We start from the raw sequence: 20,350 nt of genomic DNA, 5'->3' as shown, positions 1-20,350 counted from the left end.
CGCGGAGCCGCCTTCGATGCAGGACCATCCTCTCCCGCTCGACCTTTCCGGCCTTGCGCCCAGCCTGTACGCGCAGGGCACCGAGGAGGGCATCCTGTCGCGCCTGATGGAGCGGATCGCGCCGACCAACCGTTTCTGCGTCGATATCGGCGCGAGCGACGGCTTGCGCAACAGCAACACCGCGCGGCTGCTGCGCGAACAGGATTGGGCCGGCGTACTCGTCGAAGGCAGCGCATACCGCTTCGGCAAGCTTGCCGCCCATTACGCGGGCGCGGAGCGTGTCCGGCTGCGCCACGATCGCATCCAACCCGATACGGTCGATCAACTGCTCGCCGATGCGAACGTACCGACCGACTTCGACCTGCTGTCGATCGACATCGACGGCAACGACTACTGGGTGTGGCGTGGGCTGCAAGCATTCCAGCCGCGCATCGTCGTGATCGAATACAACCCGTACTACACGCCGCCCGAGCGTTGGGTCATGTGCTTCAATCCCGACCACGAATGGGACGGCTCGACCTATTACGGCGCGAGCCTCGAATCGCTCGTGCACCTTGGCCGCCAGAAAGGCTATGAACTCGTCTGCTGCGACGACATGGGCAACAACGCGTTTTTCGTGCGGCACGACCTGTACCCGCTGCTCGGCATCGCGAACAACGATCCGTCGGTGTTGTTCCGGCCGGCGATGTACAAGCTGCGCTACGTCGGACACAACACGTTCCTGACCGGTCATCCGTATCGGCATGGGCCGGCCGAGCACATCTGAATGGATTCGCTCGCCGTCACCTTCGACGAGATTCGCGATGCCTACGGGCTCGGTCGCGGCGGGCCGCCGACGCAGGTCAGCGAACGGGTGTGGCATCTGCCGGCCGACGGCGGCGCGGGTGTGGCGGTCAAGCTCTATGCGCTTGAACACCATGCGCGTGCGGTCAAGGAAGCCGCTGTCCTCGCGCATCTGGAAACGCATGGCGATACGCGTTTCCATGTGCAGACGCTCGAGCGCACGACGTCCGGTGCGTCGCTGTGGTCGGGGCAGCATTCGCATGCGATGCTGACGCGCTGGGAAGCCGGGCAATTCAAAACCTACGATACCTTCTCACCAACCGAATGGGGCGCGCTCGGCGCGAGCCTGGGCGCATTGCACCTGAGTCTCGAACGATTGCAACTGCCGTCGCTCGATACGATCCGCGCGCGGCTGACCTCGATCGACGCGGATGCGGTACGCCGCAGTCTGCTGGATGCACTCGATGGAGCCGATGCGAGCGCCGCCGCCTCCACGAACCTGCGCCGCTATGTCGATCTCGCGCTGCGCATGCTCGACCGCTACTATCCGGGCAGCATCGATGCGTTTCCGGCCGACGATCCGCAGCATCCGATCCACAACGACTACAACCAGTTCAACTATCTGTTCACGGGCACGCTGCCGCCGCTGATCGTCGACTGGGAAGCGTCGATCGCCGCGCCGCGCGAATACGAGCTGGTGCGCTGCCTGAATCATTTGCCGCTGGAAGCGCCGCGCCTCGCGCAAGCGTTCGTGCGTGCGTACCGGCGCGTGCGGCCGGTGAACCCGGCGCACATCGCGTGGGCGGTCGATGCCGCATGCGTGCAGCACGCGCTCAAGCTGTGGATCGTGCAAGGCTGGCTCGACGATCCGTCGCGCTTCGCGGCGCACCTGAACGGCGCGGTGACGATGGCATCCGCGATGGTGGACGCGCGCGGCCGTCTGATCGATTTCTTTTCCCGTTGCGTGGAAACAGGACACTGATGTGAGTGCGAATCCGAACGAGACCCCGAATCCGTCGCGAGCCGGCGAGCGGCAGCATGTGTTTCCGCCGCCGCTGGATCGCGATTACCGCGTCGAGGACGGGCGCGTCCAGACGCGCTCGCTGGAAGCGCATATCGTCGATCACTGCAACCTGACCTGCGCGGAATGCTGCTCGCTGTCGCCGCTGTTGCCGGAGTGGTACGCGAGCCCCGAATCGATCGAAGCCGATCTGCGCAAGGCGGCGAAGGTGTTGCGTCCGCGCATGTTCAAGCTGGTCGGCGGCGAACCGTTGCTGCATCCGGCGCTCGTCGAACTGGTCGAGCGCGTGCGCGGCACCGGCATCGCGCCCGTGATCTCGGTCACGACGAACGGGCTGAAGCTCGGCGAGATGCCCGACGCGTTCTGGCAAGCAGTGGATGCACTGACGATCTCGCGCTATCCGAAGCCCGCGCTTTCCGCCGACCTGATCACGCATGTCGAGCGCCAGGCCGCGCGCTTCGACGTACGGCTGAACTGGAAGATCCAGGACGTATTCACGACGATGAACCGCGCGCAGCCCGGCACGGATCGCGATGAAGCCCGGCGCCTGTATCACGATTGCTGGATCCGCGAGCGCTGCCATATGATTCGCGACGGCATGTTCTACACGTGCACGCGCCCCGCGCATTTCCATACGCTGTACAAGGGCGAGAAGGATTTTCAGGCCGACGGCCTGGCGTTGCGCGACGACGCGGGCATGCTCGACGCGATGCTCGCCTATCTGCAACGGGAGACGCCGCTCGAAGCCTGCCTGCATTGCCAGGGCGGCAGCGCGCCGGTGGCGCCGCATCGCATCCTGAAACGCATTGAAGTGAATACCTTGAAGGCTCGTTATCCATGATCGTCGGCACGCGCGACCCGTTCGGTTTCGATCGTCTGCACTACCATCCGCGCAGCGGCGTGTCGGCGTCCGGCATCCGTGCGGTATTGCGGGCGTCGGGGCAACCGGCCGGCGCGCCGGACACGGCCGCCATCGCGGGCTACCTGAGCGGCGGGCGCCTCATCGGCCGCACCGTGCTGTGCGACGTGCTCGCGGTGCCGCCCGGCCACGCACTGATCCGATCGCCGGCAGGGCTGACGGTGCAGGGGGCGCCCGAGCGGCCGCAGCATGCCGATCTCGACGCCGTGCTGCGCGCGTCGCTGCAACGCGCGCTCGACAGCGGCAAGCGCGTCGCGCTGGCGCTGAGCGGCGGGCTCGATTCGGCGCTGCTGCTCGCGTTGCTGCGCGAACTCGGCGCATTGCGGCACGTGACGGCCTACGTCCTCGCGACCGACATGCCCGATTACTGCGAACGCGACGCGGCGCTCGAACTCGCTGCGCAGATGCAGGCGAACGTGAAGATCGTGCGCGCGAACGAGGCCGATTTCATCGCGGCGCTGCCGAGGACGACCCACGCGGTCGAGGAGCCGATGTTCAACCTGCATCCGGTCGCGAAGCTGCTGCTGGCCGACGCGATGGCGGCGGACGGCGTCGAGGTGGCGATTACCGGCGACGGCGCGGACCAGGTGTTGCGCCGCGACCGGTCGGCCAACTATCTGCCGCTGTGCCACGCGTTGTTCGACGCCGCGTCGGTCGATCTGCATCCGCCGTTCGTCGACGCCGCCGTCGTCGCGCATCTGACGAGCATGGCGTCCGACCCGAACAAGCAGTGCCTGCGCGAGCTCGGGGCGCGCCTGAACCTGCCGGAGCGTCTCGTGCACGGCCCGAAGCGCGGGCGGCTCGCGCCGGCGATGGATCTCGCGACGCTGCTCGATCGCGACCGCACGCATGCGCTGGCCGACGCGCTCGGCCTTGCCGCGCCCGCTTTGCAGACGGATACCGAACGCGTGCTGTGGACGACGCTGACACTAATCCTCGATCATCTCGATCGCCTTCATCCCGATGCCGCGCATCGCCCGGTCTGAGCCGCTCATGAAACGCATCCTGTTCTGCGTGGTGCCCGAGAAGGGCCACGTCAATCCGTGCATCGGCCCGGCCCAGCACCTGCGCGCGACCGGCTGCGACGTCGCGTTCTATGCGCCGGCCGACATCAGCGCACAGCTCGACGGCGCCGGCGACTTCGCGTTCGTCGGTCCGCGCGAGACGCCCGAGCGCCACGATCTGTCGCGCGGCGCGAGCTTCGCCGCGAACATTCGCGACGCCGACTGGCTGCGGCACTGGATCCGCACGTTGCTGATCGACCTCGCGCCCGCACAGGTGGACGGCATCCGCGCGGTGCTGCGCGAATGGCAGCCCGACGTGGTCGTGATCGACCCGCTGCTGTATGCGGCGGCGATTGCGGCCGAGCTGGAAGGGCTGCCGTGGGTGTCGATGTCGAATTCGCTGAATCCGGTGCTGCCGGACGATCTCGATTCGGAACTGCTGCGCACGGTGCGCTGGCTCGAACCGGAACGCACGCGCCTGTTCGCGCGCTACGGCCTCGACGCACGCTTTCGCGGTTGCGACATCCTGTCGCCGCATCTGACGCTCGCGTTCACGACCGACGCGCTGGTCGGCGCGCCGCCGCGCGGTGTAGAGCTGGTCGGCCCTGCGATGCCGTCGGGCCCGCGCGGCGACGAGACGGCATTTCCATGGGAGCGCCTGGACGCGGATCGCCCGCTCGTCTACATGTCGCTCGGCAGCCAGCTTTACTACCACCCGGAGGTGTTCGCGAAGGTCATCGACGCGACGGGTGCGACGTCCGCGCAACTGGTGCTGTCGGTCGGCGAACTGGTCGATTCGGATCTGCTGCCGGCCGGCGACGAACGCGTGATCGCCGTGCGTTACGTGCCGCAACTGGCGCTGCTGCGGCGCACGCGCGCGTTCGTCAGCCACGGCGGCGCGAATTCGGTGATGGAGTCGCTGGCGTGCGGCGTGCCGATGCTGCTGTCGCCGTTCTGCAACGACCAGTTTCATTCGGCGCACTTCGTCGAGCGGGCCGGCGCGGGCTGCGTGCTCGATCTGCAGCAGGCCGGCGTCGCGGCCATTACCGATGCGCTCGAACGCTTGCTGCGTCCCGGATCGCTGCGCGAGCAGGCGGCGCGGATCCGCGACAGCTATGCCGCGTGCGACGGCTCCGCGCAAGCCGCCCGCCTGATCAGCGCACTCGCTTCAGGAAGCCGCCTGGCGACAGCGTCATGAGTACGCGGTCCTCGATGTCGTGGTCGATGTCGAACCGGTCGTCGCGGGCGAGAAATTCGCGTGTGGCCGTGGCCGGATTGTTGCCGCGGCCGTACGGCTTGCCGTCGAACATCGACTCGGGCAGGTACTCCATGATGGTGTCCATCACGATCGCGTAGCTGCCGGGCGTCACGAACGGCGCATAGCATTCGAGTTCGCGCAGCACGTGCGCGTGCGTATGCGTGAGATCGAGGATCGCCATCACGCGCGCGCCGTCGTGGATCTGCGCACGCACCGAGGCGAGCGTATCGGCCGCGCACGATTCGCCTTCGATCAGCACCATGCGATGGGCGAGCCGGTGCGAGTGCAGGCGCTGGCGGACCTCGTCGCGCAAGCGCGGTTCGATCGCGACGACGCGGCCCTCGTTGCCCGCCAGTTCCAGCATCGACGCGGTGAACGCCACGCCGCCGCCCGCCGCGATGCCGGTCTGCACGATGCAGTCGGGGCGCTCGCGCCAGATCAGTTCCTGGAGCGCGAGCATGTCGCCGGGCAGATGGAAGAAGCGCTCGCCGAGCCAGCGGGTCTGGAACAGATGGCCGAATTCGGCGGCGCGCGTCAGCCATTCGATGTTGATGTCCCGCATGCGGGCCGAAGGACGCTCTGACATGGTCAATGCAACGAGTAGGAGTGACGTGAAAACGCTGGAACCGTGGCTTCACCGGTACTGGGACATCGGCCCGGCGCGCCTGCAGGCGCTGGCGTCGGGCCATACTAACAAAACCTATCTCGTCGAGTGCGATGCGGGGCGGACGGTGCTGCGCGTGTCGTGGGCCGGCAAGCCGGTCGAGCAGATGCGGTGTGAGGCGTCGATACTCGGTCATCTTGGCCATCTCGTCGACGTGCGCGCCGCGCCGCGACTGCCCGCGCTGCCGCGACTGCGGCCGACCGTCGATGCACAAACCGGCGTGCAGACGCCTGACGGAGGCTGGCTGCATCTGTTCGAGCATATCGACGGCCGTCCCGGTCTGCCGGACGACCCGCACGCGGGGGCGATCGATGCGATGCGCACGCTCGCGCATCTGCATACGGCGCTGGCCGCGATACCCGCGAGCGAAGCGGCGCCGCTCGCGTGGCTGTCCGCACGTCATGCACGCGTGGCGGCGCGCGCGATGCCGTCGCTGCCGGCCGACTTGCACGACGACTACGACACGGTGATCCGGCGAATCGGCGCACATCTCGATGCGGCGTCGTCGTGGCTCACGGGGCTCGTGCATTGGCTGCACGGCGACTATCACGCGGGCAACCTGCTGTATGTCGGCAACGCGGTGAACGGCGTGCTCGATTTCGACGATGTGGGGCAGGGGGCGCAATGGCTCGAGGCGGCCTTTGCGTCGTTCGCGCTATCGCGCGATGCGGACCGGGACGACCGCTTCGTGTTCGACCGCGGGCGATGGGCGGCCTGCCTGCACGCTTATGCCGCGACGCGGCCGGATACGGCGCCCGATTGGCTGCGCGACAACCACGACACGCTGATGATGCTGTTCTGCGCGGACCAGACGTTGATCCATCTCGAGGCCGCGCAGCGTGGCCTGTGGATGCCGGGGCCCGGTATCGGATTCCTCGGCGGCTGGCGCCAGTTGCTGGACGGCGCGGCGCCTGCGGGCTAGCCGGCCGTCGCGTCAGCGTTGCCGGTTCAGGAACAGCCGCACGGCTTCGACCGTGTCGGGCCGCGCGTCGCCGTGCCGCGATCCGTCGTGCAGGCAGAACAGCACGTCGCGATGCTGCGCCATGCATGCGTCGACATGCGCGCACATCGCGTCGAACAGCGCCTGCGGCGATGGCGCCGGCCGCTGCCAGTCGTCCAGTATCGCGGTCCAGCCCGTGTGATCGCGTTGCAGGCGCGCGAGCACGGCGGCGCGATCGTCGTGCGGCATCAACCCATACGGCAGCCGCAGCGGGATCGCGTCCGGCGCGGCCACGCCGGCGCGGCGATAGACGTCCCGAATCAGCGCATCGGTCGTGTCGATTTCGTCGATCAGTGCGGCGTCCGCGAGCGCGCCGGGCTTCGCATGCGAATAGGTGTGATTGCCGAGCCGGTGGCCTTCGCGCGCGATTCGCGTCGCGACGTCGCGCGCGCCCGGCAGGTGCTTGCCGAGCACGAAGAAGGTCGCCGCGCACGACGCATCGCGCAGCACGTCGAGCAGCGCGGGCGTCGAGGGGCCGGGGCCGTCGTCGAAACTGAGGTGAATGGATGTCATGGGGCGCCCGGGCCGTTCACTGAACCGGCTCGATGGCGAGCGGACACGTGCCGGCCGGACGCAGCCGGGTGCCGGTCCATTCGTAGAAAAATCGGGCCGCTTTCGCGTTGCCGCCGCCGCAATCGTCGTTGAAGCAGCCGGCGACGATCAGCAGCCTGCTGCCGGCACGGAAGCCGACGCGCTCGTCGTCGTTGCCCATCACGCCCGAGACGGCCTTCACGCCGGGCATCGTGTACGTCGCGCCCGTGTCCTTGTCGACGATCGCGAAATTTCGGCAATCCGTTCCGCAACCCCAGATAGCGACGCGGTAGTGACCGGCAAAGTTGGCCGGTTGCGCGAACGCGTCGCGAATGACGGTGCGGTACAGGCGCGCTTCGTTGCGGGTGAGCCGAGGCGCGGCAGCCGGTGCGCGCGGCGCGCGGGCGACGGCGGCCGGCGCCGGATAACGGTCGAACGCGGGCGATGCACAGGCCGCGGCCGCCGTGGCTGCGGGCGCCGCACCGGCGGCGCCGGCCGTCAGCGCGGCCGATGCGCCGGCGATCAGCAGAAGTCGATGGGCGAGCGCCACGCGAGTGTCCTTCATGTTCGAGATTGAGGTCGGGCCGCAGCGGCCGAACGGCCGGCGACGGCGATTCTATGACGCTTCGCGCGTGTCGGCGCCGGGGCAGCGCGCATGCACCGTACCCCGGCAATCGTCACGGCCGTCACGGCTATCACGGCGAAAAGGGCGTCGCGTCGGGCGATGCCGCGACCCGCGCACCGGCGGCGCCGGTGCCGCTCAATCGGCCAGCCGCTTGTCGGCGAGCGCCTTGCAGCAGTCTTCGTATACCCACTGCACGAGTTTGGCCCGATAGTCGAGATCGTCGGTATCGACGATTTCCTCGACCGCGTCGCGCGCCCACGACGCGTCGACGAAGCCCGCATGCCGCTTCGCGATGTCCTGCGCGAGCGCCGCGAGCCGGGCGACCGAGAGCCAGTCGGCCTGGCGGTGATGACGGTCGAGCCACCGGTGCGCGGCCTGGACCTGGAACGCGGCGTCCGGCCAGGATTCGTTCAGGTAAAACGCGCCGAGATTGCCGCAGGTGAGCCAGCAAAGCAGCTCCAGGCGGTCTTGCGAGCCGAGGGTATGGGATGCGTCGGACATGGCAGCGCTCACGAAGTGCGTCGATTCCGGGCGGCGCCGGCCGCGACGGGCCGGTGCCGATATTAAAAACATAGCACGATGCGGGCCCGGCCGCGCACCCGGGCGGATGCTGACGTGACGGCGGCCCGAAGCGTGCGGCGCCGGCCGTGCGCGGCGCGACGGCGCGCCGGTCCTTTCGGATGGCTGTCATTCGTCACACCAGCCGCCGAAACGCTCGCTAGAATGTCGGCTTCCCTGGAGGCGGAAACGATGAAAATCTACGACCAGTTCTACATCGACGGCGCATGGCGCAAACCGGCCGGCGCCGGCACGATCGACGTGATCGATTCGGGCACCGAAGCCGTGATCGGCCGGATTCCCGAGGGCGTCGCATCCGACGCGCAGGACGCGATCCGCGCGGCGCGCGCGGCCTTCGACGCGTGGGCGGCCACGCCGGCCGCGACGCGCGCGGGCTACCTGCGCAAGATCGTCGAGCGTCTGCAGGCGCGCAGCGAGGAACTCGCGCAGTCGATCACCGGGGAGGTCGGCATGCCGATCAAGCTGTCGCGCGCGATCCAGGTCGGCGGGCCGGTCTATAACTGGAAGGCGTACGCGAAGCTCGCCGAATCGTTCGAATTCGAGGCGCGGGTCGGCAATTCGCTCGTGGTGCGCGAGCCGGTCGGCGTCGTCGCGGCGATCACGCCGTGGAACTACCCGCTCAACCAGATCACGCTGAAGGTCGCGCCGGCGCTCGCGGCCGGCTGCACGGTGGTGCTGAAGCCGTCGGAAGTCGCGCCGCTCAACGCGTTCATGCTCGCGGAAGCGATCCACGAGGCCGGGCTGCCGGCCGGCGTGTTCAACCTCGTGTGCGGGTATGGCCCGGTCGTCGGCGAGGTGCTGGCCACCGATCCGGACGTCGACATGGTGTCGTTCACCGGCTCGACGCGCGCGGGCAAGCGCGTGGCCGAGCTGGCGGCCGCGGGCGTCAAGCGCGTCGCGCTGGAGCTGGGCGGCAAGTCGGCGTCGGTGATCCTCGACGACGCCGATTTCGCGACGGCGGTGAAGGGCACGGTCAACGCGTGCTATCTGAACGCGGGCCAGACCTGCTCCGCGCATACACGGATGCTGGTGCCGGAAGCCCGCTACGACGAAGTGCGCGAGATCGCGAAGGCCGCGGCCGAAACGTACGTCGCGGGCGACCCGCGGCAGGAGACGACGCGTCTCGGCGCGCTGGCGTCGGCCGCGCAGCAGCAGCGCGTGCAGGCGTACATCCAGCGCGGGATCGACGAAGGGGCGGAACTCGTGACGGGCGGCACCGGGTTGCCGGCAGGGCTCGAGAAGGGCTTCTTCGTGAAGCCGACCGTGTTCGGCCGCGTCGATCCGAAAGCGACGATCGCGCAGGAGGAGATCTTCGGGCCGGTGCTGTCGATCATCACGTATCGCGACGAAGAGGAGGCCGTGCGGATCGCGAACGATTCGCCGTACGGGCTCGGCGGCGCGGTGTGGGCCGGCAGCGACGAACGCGCGATGCGCGTCGCGCGCCGCATCCGCACGGGGCAGGTCGACATCAACGGCGGCGCGTGGAACGGCGCCGCGCCGTTCGGCGGCTTCAAGCAGTCGGGGCATGGCCGCGAGAACGGCGTGTACGGGCTCGAGGAATACCTCGAATACAAATCGATGCAGCTGAAGCCCGCGAAGCCGGCCTGAGCGTTTTCTCCCGTATGACCGCGCAACGGCACGCTCGCGTGCCGTTTTTTATTGACGGCCGTCAAGGTGCGCGGCGGTGGATCGTCGATCATCGCGATTCCGATGTTCCGACGAGGTTTCAGATGACCGTACGCACTTCCTTTCCGCCGCTGACGATCCGCGGCCGCACCTTGCTGCCCGTCGTGCAGGGCGGCATGGGCGTCGGCATCTCCGCGCACCGGCTGGCGGGCAGCGTCGCACGCGAAGGCGCGGTCGGCACGATCGCGAGCATCGACCTGCGCCACCATCATGCGGATCTGCTCGCGCGTTGCCGCGCGCAACCCGATCGCGCGACGCTCGAAGCGGCGAACCTCGACGCGCTCGCGCGCGAGATCCGTCTCGCGAAGACGTACAGCGAAGGGCGCGGGATGATCGCGGTCAACGTGATGAAGGCGGTGAGCGCGCATGCGGACTACGTGCGGGTCGCGTGCGACGAGGGCGCGGACGCGATCGTGATGGGCGCGGGCCTGCCGCTCGATCTGCCCGATCTCACCCAAGGGCACGATATCGCGCTGATCCCGATCCTGTCGGACAGCCGCGGGATCGCGCTGGTGCTGAAGAAGTGGATGAAGAAGGGGCGCCTGCCCGATGCGATCGTGATCGAGCATCCGGCGCACGCAGGCGGCCACCTCGGCGTCACGCAGATCGACGACATGCACGACGGTCGTTTCGATTTCGCGCGCGTGCTCGACGAGACCGCGCAGGTCATGGCGTCGCTCGGTCTCGCCCGCGATGCGATCCCGTTGATCGTGGCCGGCGGGATCAACAGTCACGACACGGTGCGCGCGGCGTTCGCGGCCGGCGCGAACGGCGTGCAGGTCGGGACACCGTTCGCGGTGACCGAGGAAGGCGATGCGCATCCGCATTTCAAGCGCGTGCTCGCCGATGCGACGCCCGACGACATCGTCGAATTCGTCAGCGTGACGGGGCTGCCGGCACGCGCGGTGAAGACCCCGTGGCTCGATCGTTACCTGCGCAACGAGACGCGCATTCGCAACAAGCTCGGCGCATTCAAGCAGCGTTGCCCGACCGCGCTCGAATGCCTGAGCGTATGCGGGCTGCGCGACGGCATCGAGAAATTCGGCCACTTCTGTATCGACACGCGGCTCGCGGCCGCGTTGCGCGGCGACGTCGCGAACGGGCTGTTCTTCCGCGGCCGCGAAGCGTTGCCGTTCGGCCGCGCGATCCGCAGCGTGCGCGATCTGCTCGACCTGCTGCTGACCGGCAGTGCGACGGAGCCTGCGGCAAACCGTCCCACGTTTACGCTGGCTTGACCAATATCAAGATGACGAAAAGACCCTACGGGGAGAATGGAAACCATTCTTTGGGGGTCTGTACCATGCATAAAACGATTCGAACTTGTGTCACCGCAGCCGCCGTCGCGGCCAGCTTCGTCGCGATGCCGTCGCTGTCGCACGCGGCGTCGCCGGGCGACGGCATCAATCAGGGTGACGTACTGGTCCGGCTTCGCGCGATCAGCATCCAGCCGAACGAGCGCGCGAGCGATACGCTCGGCGCGATCAACACGGGCGTGAACAACGCGATCGTGCCCGAGCTCGACTTCACGTACATGATCCGCGACTACCTCGGCGTCGAGCTGATCCTCGGCACGTCGCGGCATCAACTGACGTCGAGCCTCGGCAATCTCGGCGGCGTGGGCGTGCTGCCGCCGACGCTCTTGCTGCAGTACCACTTCAACCATGCGGGCAAGGTGCGTCCGTACGTCGGCGCCGGTTTGAACTACACGTACTTCTACAACAACGGGCTCAACGTCGGCGGGGAGGGCGTGTCGATCAACAAGAGCAGCTTCGGCCCCGCGCTGCAGTTCGGCGTGGACGTGCAGTTGACGAAGAAGGTGTTCATGAACGTCGACGTGAAGAAGATCTGGATGAGCACCGATGCGACGCTCGGCGACAAGGGCATCGGCACGCTGCACATCGATCCGCTGATCGTCGGCGTGGGCGTCGGGATGAAGTTCTAGACGCGACGGAACAAGAACAGAGTTGGGGTTGGCGGCATGGCGGTCGGCATGCCGCTCTTTTTTTGTGCAGTGGATTTACAGCTTGTCGTACTGGAAGCGCATCGCGGTGCCTTCGCGCGTGATGCGCTCCCACACCGCGCGCTTTTCGTCGTCGCTCAGGAACACCCAGTTCGAGACTTCGGCGGCCGTGCGGCCGCAGCCCTTGCAGACTTCGTCGAAGAGCGTCGAGCACACGCCGATGCAGGGGCTGTCGGGGAGGTCGTGAAGATTGGAGGCCATCGGCAGGGTTCGCGCAGTTGAATCGTCAGCCGCCATTTTAATGCATCGCGGCGCCGCGGCCGGACGCCGGCGCCGGGCGGACACGCCCGCCCTCCGAACGCCGGTTCGCCGCTGCCCGTTTTTCCCGGTGGACAGCCGCCGATTACCCGATAGAATTCCCCCGGAACGCCCCGCTGCGCGGGCGGCTCGACCGACCGGCGGCGGGAATCTGTTCCGTTTGCGCGACACCGGCATGATTTTTTTGTGACGGGGCGCGAATGATGGTAGTTTTCGGGGTTTTCGAGGGGCGGCGCGCCGGAATGCGCCGCCATGACGAGGCAGACGGCAGCCGGGCAATGCGTCCGGCCGAAGGGAGAACGGGATGAAAGCAAAAGTAGTGGGCCGGTTCGCAGCGCTCGCGCTGTGCGTGGGTGCGTCGGCGGCAGCGGCGAAGGATACGCAGCTCAATGTCTATAACTGGTCGGACTACATTGCGAAGGACACGATCCCGAACTTCGAGAAGCAGGCGGGCGTCAAGGTTCGCTACGACAACTACGACAGCGACGACACGCTGCAGGCGAAGCTGCTGACGGGCAGCTCGGGCTACGACATCGTCGTGCCGACCAGCAACTACGCGGGCAAGCAGATCGCCGCCGGCATCTTCGCGCCGCTCGACAAGTCGAAACTGCCGAACCTCAAGTACCTCGATCCGCAACTGATGGCGCTCGTCGCCGGCGCGGACCCGGGCAACAAGTACTCGGTGCCCTGGGCGTACGGCACGACCGGCCTCGCGTACAACCTGACGAAGGCGCAGCAGGCGCTCGGCAAGGTGCCGCTCGACAACTGGGACATCCTGTTCAAGCCGGAAAACCTCGCGAAGCTGAAGACCTGCGGCGTGTCGGTGCTCGACGCGCCCGACCAGATGTTCGCGGCGACGCTGCACTACATCGGCAAGGATCCGATGAGCACGAACCCGGCCGACTACAAGGCCGCGATGGACGTGCTGAAGAAGATCCGTCCGTACATCACGCAATTCAACTCGTCGGGCTACATCAACGATCTGGTCGGCGGCGACATCTGCTTCGCGTTCGGCTGGTCGGGCGACGTCGTGATCGCGAAGCATCGCGCGATCGAGGCGAAGAAGCCGTACAAGATCGAGTACTACATTCCGAAGGGCGGCGCGCCGGTATGGTTCGACGTGATGGCGATCCCGAAGGATGCGAAGAACAAGGAAGCCGCGCTGCAGTGGATCAACTACATCGAGGATCCGAAGGTGCACGCGGCGATCACGAACGCGGTGTACTACCCGAGCGCGAACGCCGAGGCACGCAAGTACGTGCGGCCCGACGTCGCGAACGACCCGGCCGTCTACCCGCCGGCCGACGTCGTGAAGACGCTGTTCCTGCTCAAGCCGCTGCCGCCTGAAATCCAGCGTCTGCAGACGCGTCTGTGGACCGAGCTGAAGTCGGGCCGCTGACACGAGCCGAAGTGAACCCGCAGTCATGAAGCCCCTGGTGCCCCCGGGGGCTTTGTTCGTCTAACGCAGGAGAGAAGCAGCACATCATGAATAGCCAGTCGGGCGCGCCGGTCGCGGGCGCGCCGTTCTCCGTTTCCTCCTCCGGCGCCGATGCGCGCGCCGAGAACTTTGTCCAGATCGTCGACGTCGTCAAGAAATTCGGCGACACCGAAGCCGTGCGCAGCGTCAACCTGACCGTGCGCCAGGGCGAGCTGTTCGCGCTGCTCGGCAGCTCGGGCTGCGGCAAGTCGACGTTGCTGCGGATGCTCGCGGGCCTCGAGACGGTCACGTCGGGCAAGATCCTGATCGATGGCGAGGACCTCGCGCAGATGCCGCCGTACAAGCGGCCCGTGAACATGATGTTCCAGTCGTATGCGCTGTTCCCGCACATGTCGGTCGAGTCGAACGTCGCGTTCGGGCTGAAGCAGGAAGGCACGCCGAAGGCCGAGCTGAAGGCGCGCGTCGCGTCCGCGCTCGAACTCGTGCAGATGGGCAAGTATGCGAAGCGCAAGCCGCACCAGTTGTCCGGCGGCCAGCAGCAGCGCGTCGCGCTGGCCCGCTCGCTGGTCAAGCGCCCGAAGCTGCTGCTGCTCGACGAGCCGATGTCCGCGCTCGACAAGCAGATCCGCCAGCGTACGCAGATCGAGCTCGTCAACATCCTGAACAAGGTCGGCGTCACCTGCATCATGGTCACGCACGACCAGGAAGAGGCGATGACGATGGCGAACCGCCTCGCGGTGATGAGCGAAGGCAAGATCGTGCAGATCGGCTCGCCGAACGAAGTGTACGAATACCCGAACAGCCGCTTTTCGGCCGAATTCATCGGCTCGACGAACCTGTTCGACGGCGTGACGGTCGAGGACGAACCCGATCACGTGTACATCGAATCGCCGGAACTGCCGAGCCGGCTGTACGTGAGCCACGGGATCTCGGGCCCGCTCGGGATGCCGGTCACGGTGTCGGTGCGCCCCGAGCGGATCGCGCTCACGCGCAAGCCGCCCGAAGGCGCGTTCAACTGGGCGCGCGGCCGGATCAGCAACGTCGCGTACATGGGCGGCTATTCGCTGTATCACGTGAAGCTCGACGGGGGCAAGACGGTGATCGCGAACGTGTCGAGCCTCGCGATTTCCGAACTCGACACGCCCGCGCTCGCCGACGAGATCTACGTGCGCTGGAGCGCGACCGCCGGGGTGGTGCTGACGTCATGAACGCGTTCAAGTCCCTGCTCGAGTGGCCGGTGCGGCGCTTCAACCTGACGGGCGCCACGGCGGTCGTGGCCGGGCCGTTCACGTGGCTCGTGCTGTTCTTCCTCGTGCCGTTCGTGCTGGTGGTGAAGATCAGCTTCGCGGAGCTGCAGCTCGGCATCCCGCCGTATACGGAGCTCGCGTCATACGCGGACGGCGTCGTGCACGTCGCGCTGAACCTGTCGCACTATGCGTTCCTGTTCACGGACAGCCTGTATTTCGCGACCTACGTGAACTCGGTGTGGGTCGCCGCGATCACGACGCTGCTGTGTTTGCTGCTCGGCTATCCGATGGCGTATTACATCGCGCGCTCGAACCCGGCCACCCGCAACCTGCTGATGATGGGCGTGATGCTGCCGTTCTGGACGTCGTTCCTGATCCGCGTGTACGCCTGGATCGGGATCCTGAAGAACAACGGGCTGCTGAACAACTTCCTGATGTGGATCGGGCTCACGCATACGCCGATCGAGCTGTATCGCACGAACTACGCGGTGTACATCGGGATGGTGTATTCGTACCTGCCGTTCCTCGTGATGCCGCTCTACGCGCACCTCGTGAAGATGGACCTGCGCCTGCTCGAAGCCGCGTACGACCTCGGTGCGAAGCCGTGGAAGGCGTTCGTGCAGATCACGCTGCCGCTGTCGAAGAACGGGATCATCGCGGGCTGCCTGCTGGTGTTCATCCCGGCGGTCGGCGAGTACGTGATTCCGGAGCTGCTCGGCGGCGCGAATACGCTGATGATCGGCCGCGTGATGTGGAACGAGTTCTTCAACAACGCGGACTGGCCGATGGCGTCTGCCGTGACGTGCGCGATGGTGCTGCTGCTGCTCGTGCCGATGGCGATGTTCCAGCACTTCCAGGCGAAGGAACAGGGAGGCCGCCGATGAAGCCGAATCGCTACCTGCAGTTCGCGGCGCTGTTCGTGGGCTTCGCGTTCCTGTACATCCCGATCATCAGCCTGATCGTCTATTCATTCAACGAGTCGAAGCTCGTCACCGTGTGGTCGGGCTTTTCGTTCCGGTGGTATGAGGCGCTCGTCGAGGACGACGAGCTGCTGACGGCCGCGTGGCTGTCGCTGAAGATCGGCGTGCTGACCGCGTTCGCGTCGGTGTTCATCGGCACGTGGGCCGGCTTCGTGCTCGCGCGGATGGGGCGCTTTCGCGGCTTCGCGCTGTTCAGCGGGATGATCAACGCGCCGCTCGTGATCCCCGAGGTGATCCAGGGGATCTCGCTGCTGCTGCTGTTCATCGAGCTCGCGAAGTGGATCGGCTGGCCGGCCGAGCGCGGCGTGTTCACGATCTGGCTGGGCCACGTGATGCTGTGCATCTCGTACGTCGCGATCATCGTGCAGTCGCGCGTGCGCGAGCTGAATCCGTCGCTGGAAGAGGCCGCGCTCGATCTCGGTGCGACGCCGCTGAAGGTGTTCTTCACGATCACGCTGCCGCTGATCTCGCAGGCACTGATCGCGGGCTGGCTGCTGTCGTTCACGTTGTCGATCGACGACCTCGTGCTGTCGGCGTTCCTGTCGGGCCCCGGCTCGACGACGCTGCCGCTCGTCGTGTTCTCGCGCGTGCGCCTCGGGCTGAACCCGGAGATGAACGCGCTCGCGACGCTGTTCATCATCGCGGTGACGGCCGGCGTCGTGATCGCGAATTTCGTGATGCTGCGTCAGGAACGCAAGCGGATGGCGGGATTCGCCGCCTGACGCTCCGGTTGCGGCCGTCATGAAAAACGCCCGGTGCCGACGACGAGTCGGCCCGGGCGTTTCGTTTGGCCCTGCGTGACGATCGCCAGCCCGTCGTCGGCGTTTATACGCCGAACGCCGCCTTCGCCAGCAACCCCAGCGCGACACACACAAGCACGACCGCGAACCCGGCCTGCACGTGCCGCGCGGAGAGGTGACGCGATGCACCGCGGCCGGCAGCCATGCCGAGCGCGGTCGCGATGCTGAACCACAGCGTCACGTCGAGCGGCGCGCGCGTGCCCGACACGAGCGTCGCCAACACGCCGCCGGTGCCGACGAGCGCGATCACCATCAGCGACGTCGCGACCACCCCATGCATCGACACGTTGGTGAACTTGCGCAGCATCGGCACGATCACGAAGCCGCCGCCGACGCCGAGCAGCCCCGTCATCAACCCGGTCACCGCGCCGGTCGACGCCAGCGCGATGCCGACGGGCCACGACCATACGAGCCGGCCCGTATCGGGATTCACGCGGCCGACGCACAGCGGCGACGCGTCCGCATCGGTCGCCTGCTGCCGCAGCGCCTGTCGCAGCAGCCGGCCGGCGACGACCAGCATCGTCAGCGCGAACAGCGTGAGCAGCAGGCGCTGCGGCAGCACGTGCGCGAGCCGCACGCCGAGCGTGGTCAGCGGCACACCGGCCACGGCCATCAGCAGCGCCGCGCGATAACGCACGAGCCCGCGGCGAAAGCCCTCGAGCGCGCCGAGCGCGGCGCTGCCGGCCACCGCGACGAGCGCGACCGGCGTCGCCTGCTGCATCGGCCAGCTCATCCCGACGACGAGCGCGGGCACCGCGAGAATGCCGCCGCCGGCGCCGGTGAGGCCGAGCACGGCGCCGACGAAGCCGCCGAGTACGAGAGATATCAGCATGACGTCATCGCGCTCCGGTCAACGCGTGATCGCGGGCTTCGCGAGCCATTCGCGGCCCTTGAGCATCGCCTTCCAGTAGAGCGGCGGCAGCACGCGCTCCTTGAGCAGCCACGCGAGCCGCGACGGTCGCTTGCCGTCGATCAGCCAGGCGGGGAAGGTCGGCGCGACCTTGCCGCCGTACAGGAATTCGGCGAGCACGATCTTGCCGCGCTCGACGGTGAGCGGGCACGAGCCGTAGCCGTCGTACGCGGCGTCGCCGTGCGCGCGGCCGAGCGACGCGAGCAGGTTGTGCGCGACGACGGGCGCCTGCTTGCGCGCGGCCGCGGCCGTTTTCGCATTGGTCGTGTTGGTGACGTCGCCGAGTGCGTAGATGTCCGGAAACTGCTTGTGCCGCAGTGTCGCCGGATCGACGTCGATCCAGCCGGCCGCGTCGGCGAGCGGGCTCGCGCGCACGAAGTCCGGCGCCTTCTGCGGCGGCACGACGTGGATCATGTCGAACGCACGCTCGACGGTCTCCTTGCCGCCTTCCGGCAGCGCGCGCGAGAACGTCGCACGGCGCGCGGGCCCGTCGATTGCGACGAGGTTGTGGCCGAACGACAGCGCGATGTCATAGCTTTTCACGTACTCCATCAGCGCGGGCACGTAATCGGCGACGCCGAACAGCGCGCCGCCCGCATTCAGGAATTCGACGTTCGCGGCGTCGAGGCGCCCCGTGCGCCGCCAGTGGTCGCACGACAAATACATCGCCTTTTGCGGCGCGCCCGCGCACTTGATCGGCATCGGCGGCTGCGTGAAGAGCGCGTGGCCGCCGCGGAACGCGTGCACCAGCTCCCACGTGTACGGCGCGAGATCGTAGCGGTAGTTCGACGTGACGCCGTTGCGGCCGAGCGTGTCGGCGAGGCCGTCGATCGCATGCCAGTCGAGCTTGAGCCCGGGGCACACGACGAGCTTGCGATAGCCGATGCGCCGGCAGCCGTCGAGCACGACCGCGTGCGCATCGGGCTCGAAGCCCGCGACCGCGGCCTGGATCCGCTGCACGCCGCGCGGGAGCAGGTCGGTCATCCTGCGCGCGGTCGTTTCGGGCCGGAACACGCCCGCGCCGACCATCGTCCAGCCGGGCTGGTAGTAGTGGACGTCGGCGGGATCGATGACCGCGATGTCGAGCGACGCGTCGCGCGCGAGCAGGCTCGACGCGACCGCGATGCCGGCCGCACCGGCGCCGACGATCACGATGTCGTGCCGCGCGTCCACGGCTGGCGCTGCGTGGCGGCCGCGCTGCGCGATACGCGATGCGAGCGCGCTCAGGTCATAGCCGGCCGCGCCGGCGGTGGCGACGAGGTCGTCCAGCGGGCGCAGCCCTGCCTGCGACAGCGCCCATAGCGTGGCCGACCGCGTGCCGCTGCGGCAGTACGCGAGCACGGGCCCGTCCAGCGACGCGACGAGCGCGCCGAACCGCGCGGCCTGGTCGTCGGTCACCTTGCCGGTATCGACCGGCAGGTAATGCACGTCGATGCCGAGCGGCGCGGCGGCCGCGCGGATCTCGGTGACGGTCGGCTGGTCGGCGCCTTCGCCGTCGGGCCGGTTGCAGATGATCGCGCGGATGCCCGCCGCGTGAAGCGCGGGCAGGTCGGCCGCCGCGATCTGCGGCGAGACCGACAGCGTGTCGGTCAGCTTGCGGATGGTCATGTCGGGTTCTCCGGTGGGGCGCGCGGCTCAGATCGCGTCGAGCGGAATCTTCAGGTAGCGCACGCCGTTGTTCTCGGGTTCGGGCAGGTGGCCGGCACGCATGTTGACCTGCACCGACGGCAGCATCAGCACGGGCATGTCGAGCGTCGCGTCCCGCGCGGTGCGCATCGCGACGAAATCGTCCTCGGTCACGCCGTCTTTCACGTGCACGTTCGCGCGGCGCTGCTCGGCGACGGTCGTCACGAACTGCACGTCGCGGCCGCCCGGCTGGTAGTCGTGGCACAGGTACAGGCGCGTGTCGGGCGGCAGCGCGAGCACGCGCATGATCGAGCGGTACAGCGTGCGTGCGTCGCCGCCGGGGAAGTCGCAGCGGGCCGTGCCGTAGTCGGGCATGAACAGCGTGTCGCCGACGAACGCCGCGCGCTGAGTCGCGTCGTCCACGCAGTAGGTCATGCATGCGGGCGTGTGGCCCGGCGTGTGCAGCGCGCGGATCGTCAGCGCGCCGAGCGCGAGCGTGTCGCCGTCGTCGACGAGCCGGTCGAACTGGCGGCCGTCTTCCGCGAAGCCGGGGCCTGCGTTGAACAGCGTGCCGAACACGTGTTGCACGCGGCGCACGTGCGAACCGATCGCAATCTGGCCGCCGACCTGCGCTTTCAGGTACGGCGCGGCCGACAGATGGTCGGCATGCACGTGCGTTTCCAGCAGCCAGTGCACGGTCGCGCCGAGTTCGGCGACGCGCGCGATCAGCCGGTCGGCGCTGGCGGTGCGCGTGCGGCCGGATTTCGGGTCGTAGTCGAGCACGCTGTCGATCAGCGCGCATGCGCGGCTCGCGGTATCGAGCAGGAGATAGCTGACGGTGTGGGTCGCCGGGTCGAAAAAGCCTTCGACCGACAGCGCAGGGGCGTTGCTCACGGGGTGTCCTCGATCGGGTTCTGCATCTGCAATGGCGGTCTTTATCTCAAGAAGCATGCCAGCCGGCGGCGCGGCATCGGCCGATGTCGCAGTGGCTTGATTCGGCT

The 20,350-nt window shown here is 67.8% G+C and carries 21 protein-coding genes; 13 read left to right on the top strand and 8 right to left on the bottom strand.

From position 1 onward, the window contains the following. The first annotated feature begins 16 nt into the window (after positions 1-16). The 5 genes from CFB49_RS09410 to CFB49_RS09390 are packed head-to-tail and all read left to right on the top strand — an operon-like array spanning position 17 to position 4,925. Positions 17-766 (top strand): FkbM family methyltransferase, encoded by a 750-nt coding sequence (locus tag CFB49_RS09410; protein WP_089435102.1) that lies wholly within the window; start codon positions 17-19, stop codon positions 764-766. Beyond that, entirely contained in the window at positions 767-1,765 is a 999-nt protein-coding gene (locus CFB49_RS09405; protein ID WP_089491204.1) for a phosphotransferase enzyme family protein, read from the top strand. A 1-nt stretch (position 1,766) separates the two neighbouring features. Next, positions 1,767-2,645, top strand: coding sequence for a 4Fe-4S cluster-binding domain-containing protein (locus tag CFB49_RS09400; protein WP_089491203.1), 879 nt, complete (start codon positions 1,767-1,769; stop codon positions 2,643-2,645). After that, positions 2,642-3,709 carry an asparagine synthase-related protein gene (locus CFB49_RS09395; protein ID WP_089491202.1) on the top strand — a complete coding sequence of 356 codons (1,068 nt, stop codon included), beginning with the start codon at positions 2,642-2,644 and terminating at the stop codon, positions 3,707-3,709. The genes CFB49_RS09400 and CFB49_RS09395 overlap by 4 nt, the downstream gene beginning before the upstream one ends. A 7-nt stretch (positions 3,710-3,716) precedes the next feature. Continuing rightward, a complete protein-coding gene (locus CFB49_RS09390; RefSeq protein WP_089491453.1) occupies positions 3,717-4,925 on the top strand; it encodes a glycosyltransferase in 1,209 nt (402 codons plus the stop codon). Here the strand turns inward: CFB49_RS09390 and CFB49_RS09385 are convergent. After that, positions 4,882-5,571 carry a cephalosporin hydroxylase family protein gene (locus CFB49_RS09385; protein ID WP_069620809.1) on the bottom strand — a complete coding sequence of 230 codons (690 nt, stop codon included), beginning with the start codon at positions 5,569-5,571 and terminating at the stop codon, positions 4,882-4,884. The two genes, CFB49_RS09390 and CFB49_RS09385, sit on opposite strands and share 44 nt — an antisense overlap. Before the next feature lie 25 nt (positions 5,572-5,596). On the opposite strand from CFB49_RS09385, the gene CFB49_RS09380 reads away from it, so the two are divergent. Next, positions 5,597-6,571 carry a phosphotransferase gene (locus CFB49_RS09380; protein ID WP_089491201.1) on the top strand — a complete coding sequence of 325 codons (975 nt, stop codon included), beginning with the start codon at positions 5,597-5,599 and terminating at the stop codon, positions 6,569-6,571. Positions 6,572-6,583: 12 nt separating this feature from the next. On the opposite strand, the gene CFB49_RS09375 is transcribed toward CFB49_RS09380, so the two are convergent. The 3 genes from CFB49_RS09375 to CFB49_RS09365 form a co-directional block, all read right to left on the bottom strand. After that, the gene (locus tag CFB49_RS09375; protein WP_089435096.1) at positions 6,584-7,162 is read right to left on the bottom strand and encodes a polysaccharide deacetylase family protein; all 579 of its coding nucleotides are present in this window, start codon (positions 7,160-7,162) and stop codon (positions 6,584-6,586) included. Between the two features lie 16 nt (positions 7,163-7,178). Further along, the gene (locus CFB49_RS09370; protein ID WP_089491452.1) at positions 7,179-7,730 is read right to left on the bottom strand and encodes a hypothetical protein; all 552 of its coding nucleotides are present in this window, start codon (positions 7,728-7,730) and stop codon (positions 7,179-7,181) included. Positions 7,731-7,940: 210 nt separating this feature from the next. Next, positions 7,941-8,306, bottom strand: a complete 366-nt coding sequence (locus tag CFB49_RS09365; protein WP_006488152.1) for a hypothetical protein — start codon at positions 8,304-8,306, stop codon at positions 7,941-7,943. Positions 8,307-8,555: 249 nt separating this feature from the next. Here CFB49_RS09365 and CFB49_RS09360 point away from each other — a divergent pair, with 249 nt between their 5' ends. The 3 genes from CFB49_RS09360 (at position 8,556) to CFB49_RS09350 (ending at position 12,012) form a co-directional block, all read left to right on the top strand. Then, the gene (locus CFB49_RS09360; protein ID WP_089491451.1) at positions 8,556-9,992 is read left to right on the top strand and encodes an aldehyde dehydrogenase family protein; all 1,437 of its coding nucleotides are present in this window, start codon (positions 8,556-8,558) and stop codon (positions 9,990-9,992) included. A gap of 122 nt (positions 9,993-10,114) precedes the next feature. Beyond that, positions 10,115-11,305 carry an NAD(P)H-dependent flavin oxidoreductase gene (locus CFB49_RS09355; RefSeq protein WP_089491200.1) on the top strand — a complete coding sequence of 397 codons (1,191 nt, stop codon included), beginning with the start codon at positions 10,115-10,117 and terminating at the stop codon, positions 11,303-11,305. Positions 11,306-11,370: 65 nt separating this feature from the next. Next, on the top strand, positions 11,371-12,012 hold the full coding sequence (locus CFB49_RS09350) for an OmpW/AlkL family protein (RefSeq protein ID WP_069620803.1): 642 nt from the start codon (positions 11,371-11,373) through the stop codon (positions 12,010-12,012). A 75-nt stretch (positions 12,013-12,087) separates the two neighbouring features. On the opposite strand, the gene CFB49_RS09345 is transcribed toward CFB49_RS09350, so the two are convergent. Next, on the bottom strand, positions 12,088-12,291 hold the full coding sequence (locus CFB49_RS09345) for a DUF1289 domain-containing protein (protein ID WP_006493160.1): 204 nt from the start codon (positions 12,289-12,291) through the stop codon (positions 12,088-12,090). Positions 12,292-12,652: 361 nt separating this feature from the next. Here CFB49_RS09345 and CFB49_RS09340 point away from each other — a divergent pair, with 361 nt between their 5' ends. The 4 genes from CFB49_RS09340 (at position 12,653) to CFB49_RS09325 (ending at position 16,735) form a co-directional block, all read left to right on the top strand. Continuing rightward, complete coding sequence (locus CFB49_RS09340) at positions 12,653-13,747, top strand: polyamine ABC transporter substrate-binding protein (RefSeq protein ID WP_011549740.1); 1,095 nt, start codon at positions 12,653-12,655, stop codon at positions 13,745-13,747. Between the two features lie 86 nt (positions 13,748-13,833). After that, positions 13,834-14,994 (top strand): ABC transporter ATP-binding protein, encoded by a 1,161-nt coding sequence (locus tag CFB49_RS09335; RefSeq protein WP_089491199.1) that lies wholly within the window; start codon positions 13,834-13,836, stop codon positions 14,992-14,994. Further along, on the top strand, positions 14,991-15,917 hold the full coding sequence (locus CFB49_RS09330; protein WP_050015507.1) for an ABC transporter permease subunit: 927 nt from the start codon (positions 14,991-14,993) through the stop codon (positions 15,915-15,917). Before CFB49_RS09335 ends, CFB49_RS09330 begins: the two co-directional genes overlap by 4 nt. After that, on the top strand, positions 15,914-16,735 hold the full coding sequence (locus tag CFB49_RS09325; RefSeq protein ID WP_089435094.1) for an ABC transporter permease subunit: 822 nt from the start codon (positions 15,914-15,916) through the stop codon (positions 16,733-16,735). The genes CFB49_RS09330 and CFB49_RS09325 overlap by 4 nt, the downstream gene beginning before the upstream one ends. 103 nt (positions 16,736-16,838) lie before the next feature. On the opposite strand, the gene CFB49_RS09320 is transcribed toward CFB49_RS09325, so the two are convergent. The 3 genes from CFB49_RS09320 to CFB49_RS09310 are packed head-to-tail and all read right to left on the bottom strand — an operon-like array spanning position 16,839 to position 20,243. Beyond that, the gene (locus CFB49_RS09320; protein ID WP_089491198.1) at positions 16,839-17,645 is read right to left on the bottom strand and encodes a sulfite exporter TauE/SafE family protein; all 807 of its coding nucleotides are present in this window, start codon (positions 17,643-17,645) and stop codon (positions 16,839-16,841) included. A gap of 18 nt (positions 17,646-17,663) precedes the next feature. After that, on the bottom strand, positions 17,664-19,331 hold the full coding sequence (locus CFB49_RS09315; protein WP_089491197.1) for a bifunctional protein tyrosine phosphatase family protein/NAD(P)/FAD-dependent oxidoreductase: 1,668 nt from the start codon (positions 19,329-19,331) through the stop codon (positions 17,664-17,666). 27 nt (positions 19,332-19,358) lie between these two features. After that, positions 19,359-20,243, bottom strand: a complete 885-nt coding sequence (locus tag CFB49_RS09310; RefSeq protein WP_069620797.1) for an MBL fold metallo-hydrolase — start codon at positions 20,241-20,243, stop codon at positions 19,359-19,361. Between the last annotated feature and the right edge of the window lie 107 nt (positions 20,244-20,350).

Source organism: Burkholderia sp. AU17457 (genome assembly GCF_002223255.1).
GTDB lineage: Bacteria > Pseudomonadota > Gammaproteobacteria > Burkholderiales > Burkholderiaceae > Burkholderia > Burkholderia sola.
This window is presented reverse-complemented; position numbering and strand designations above follow the sequence as displayed.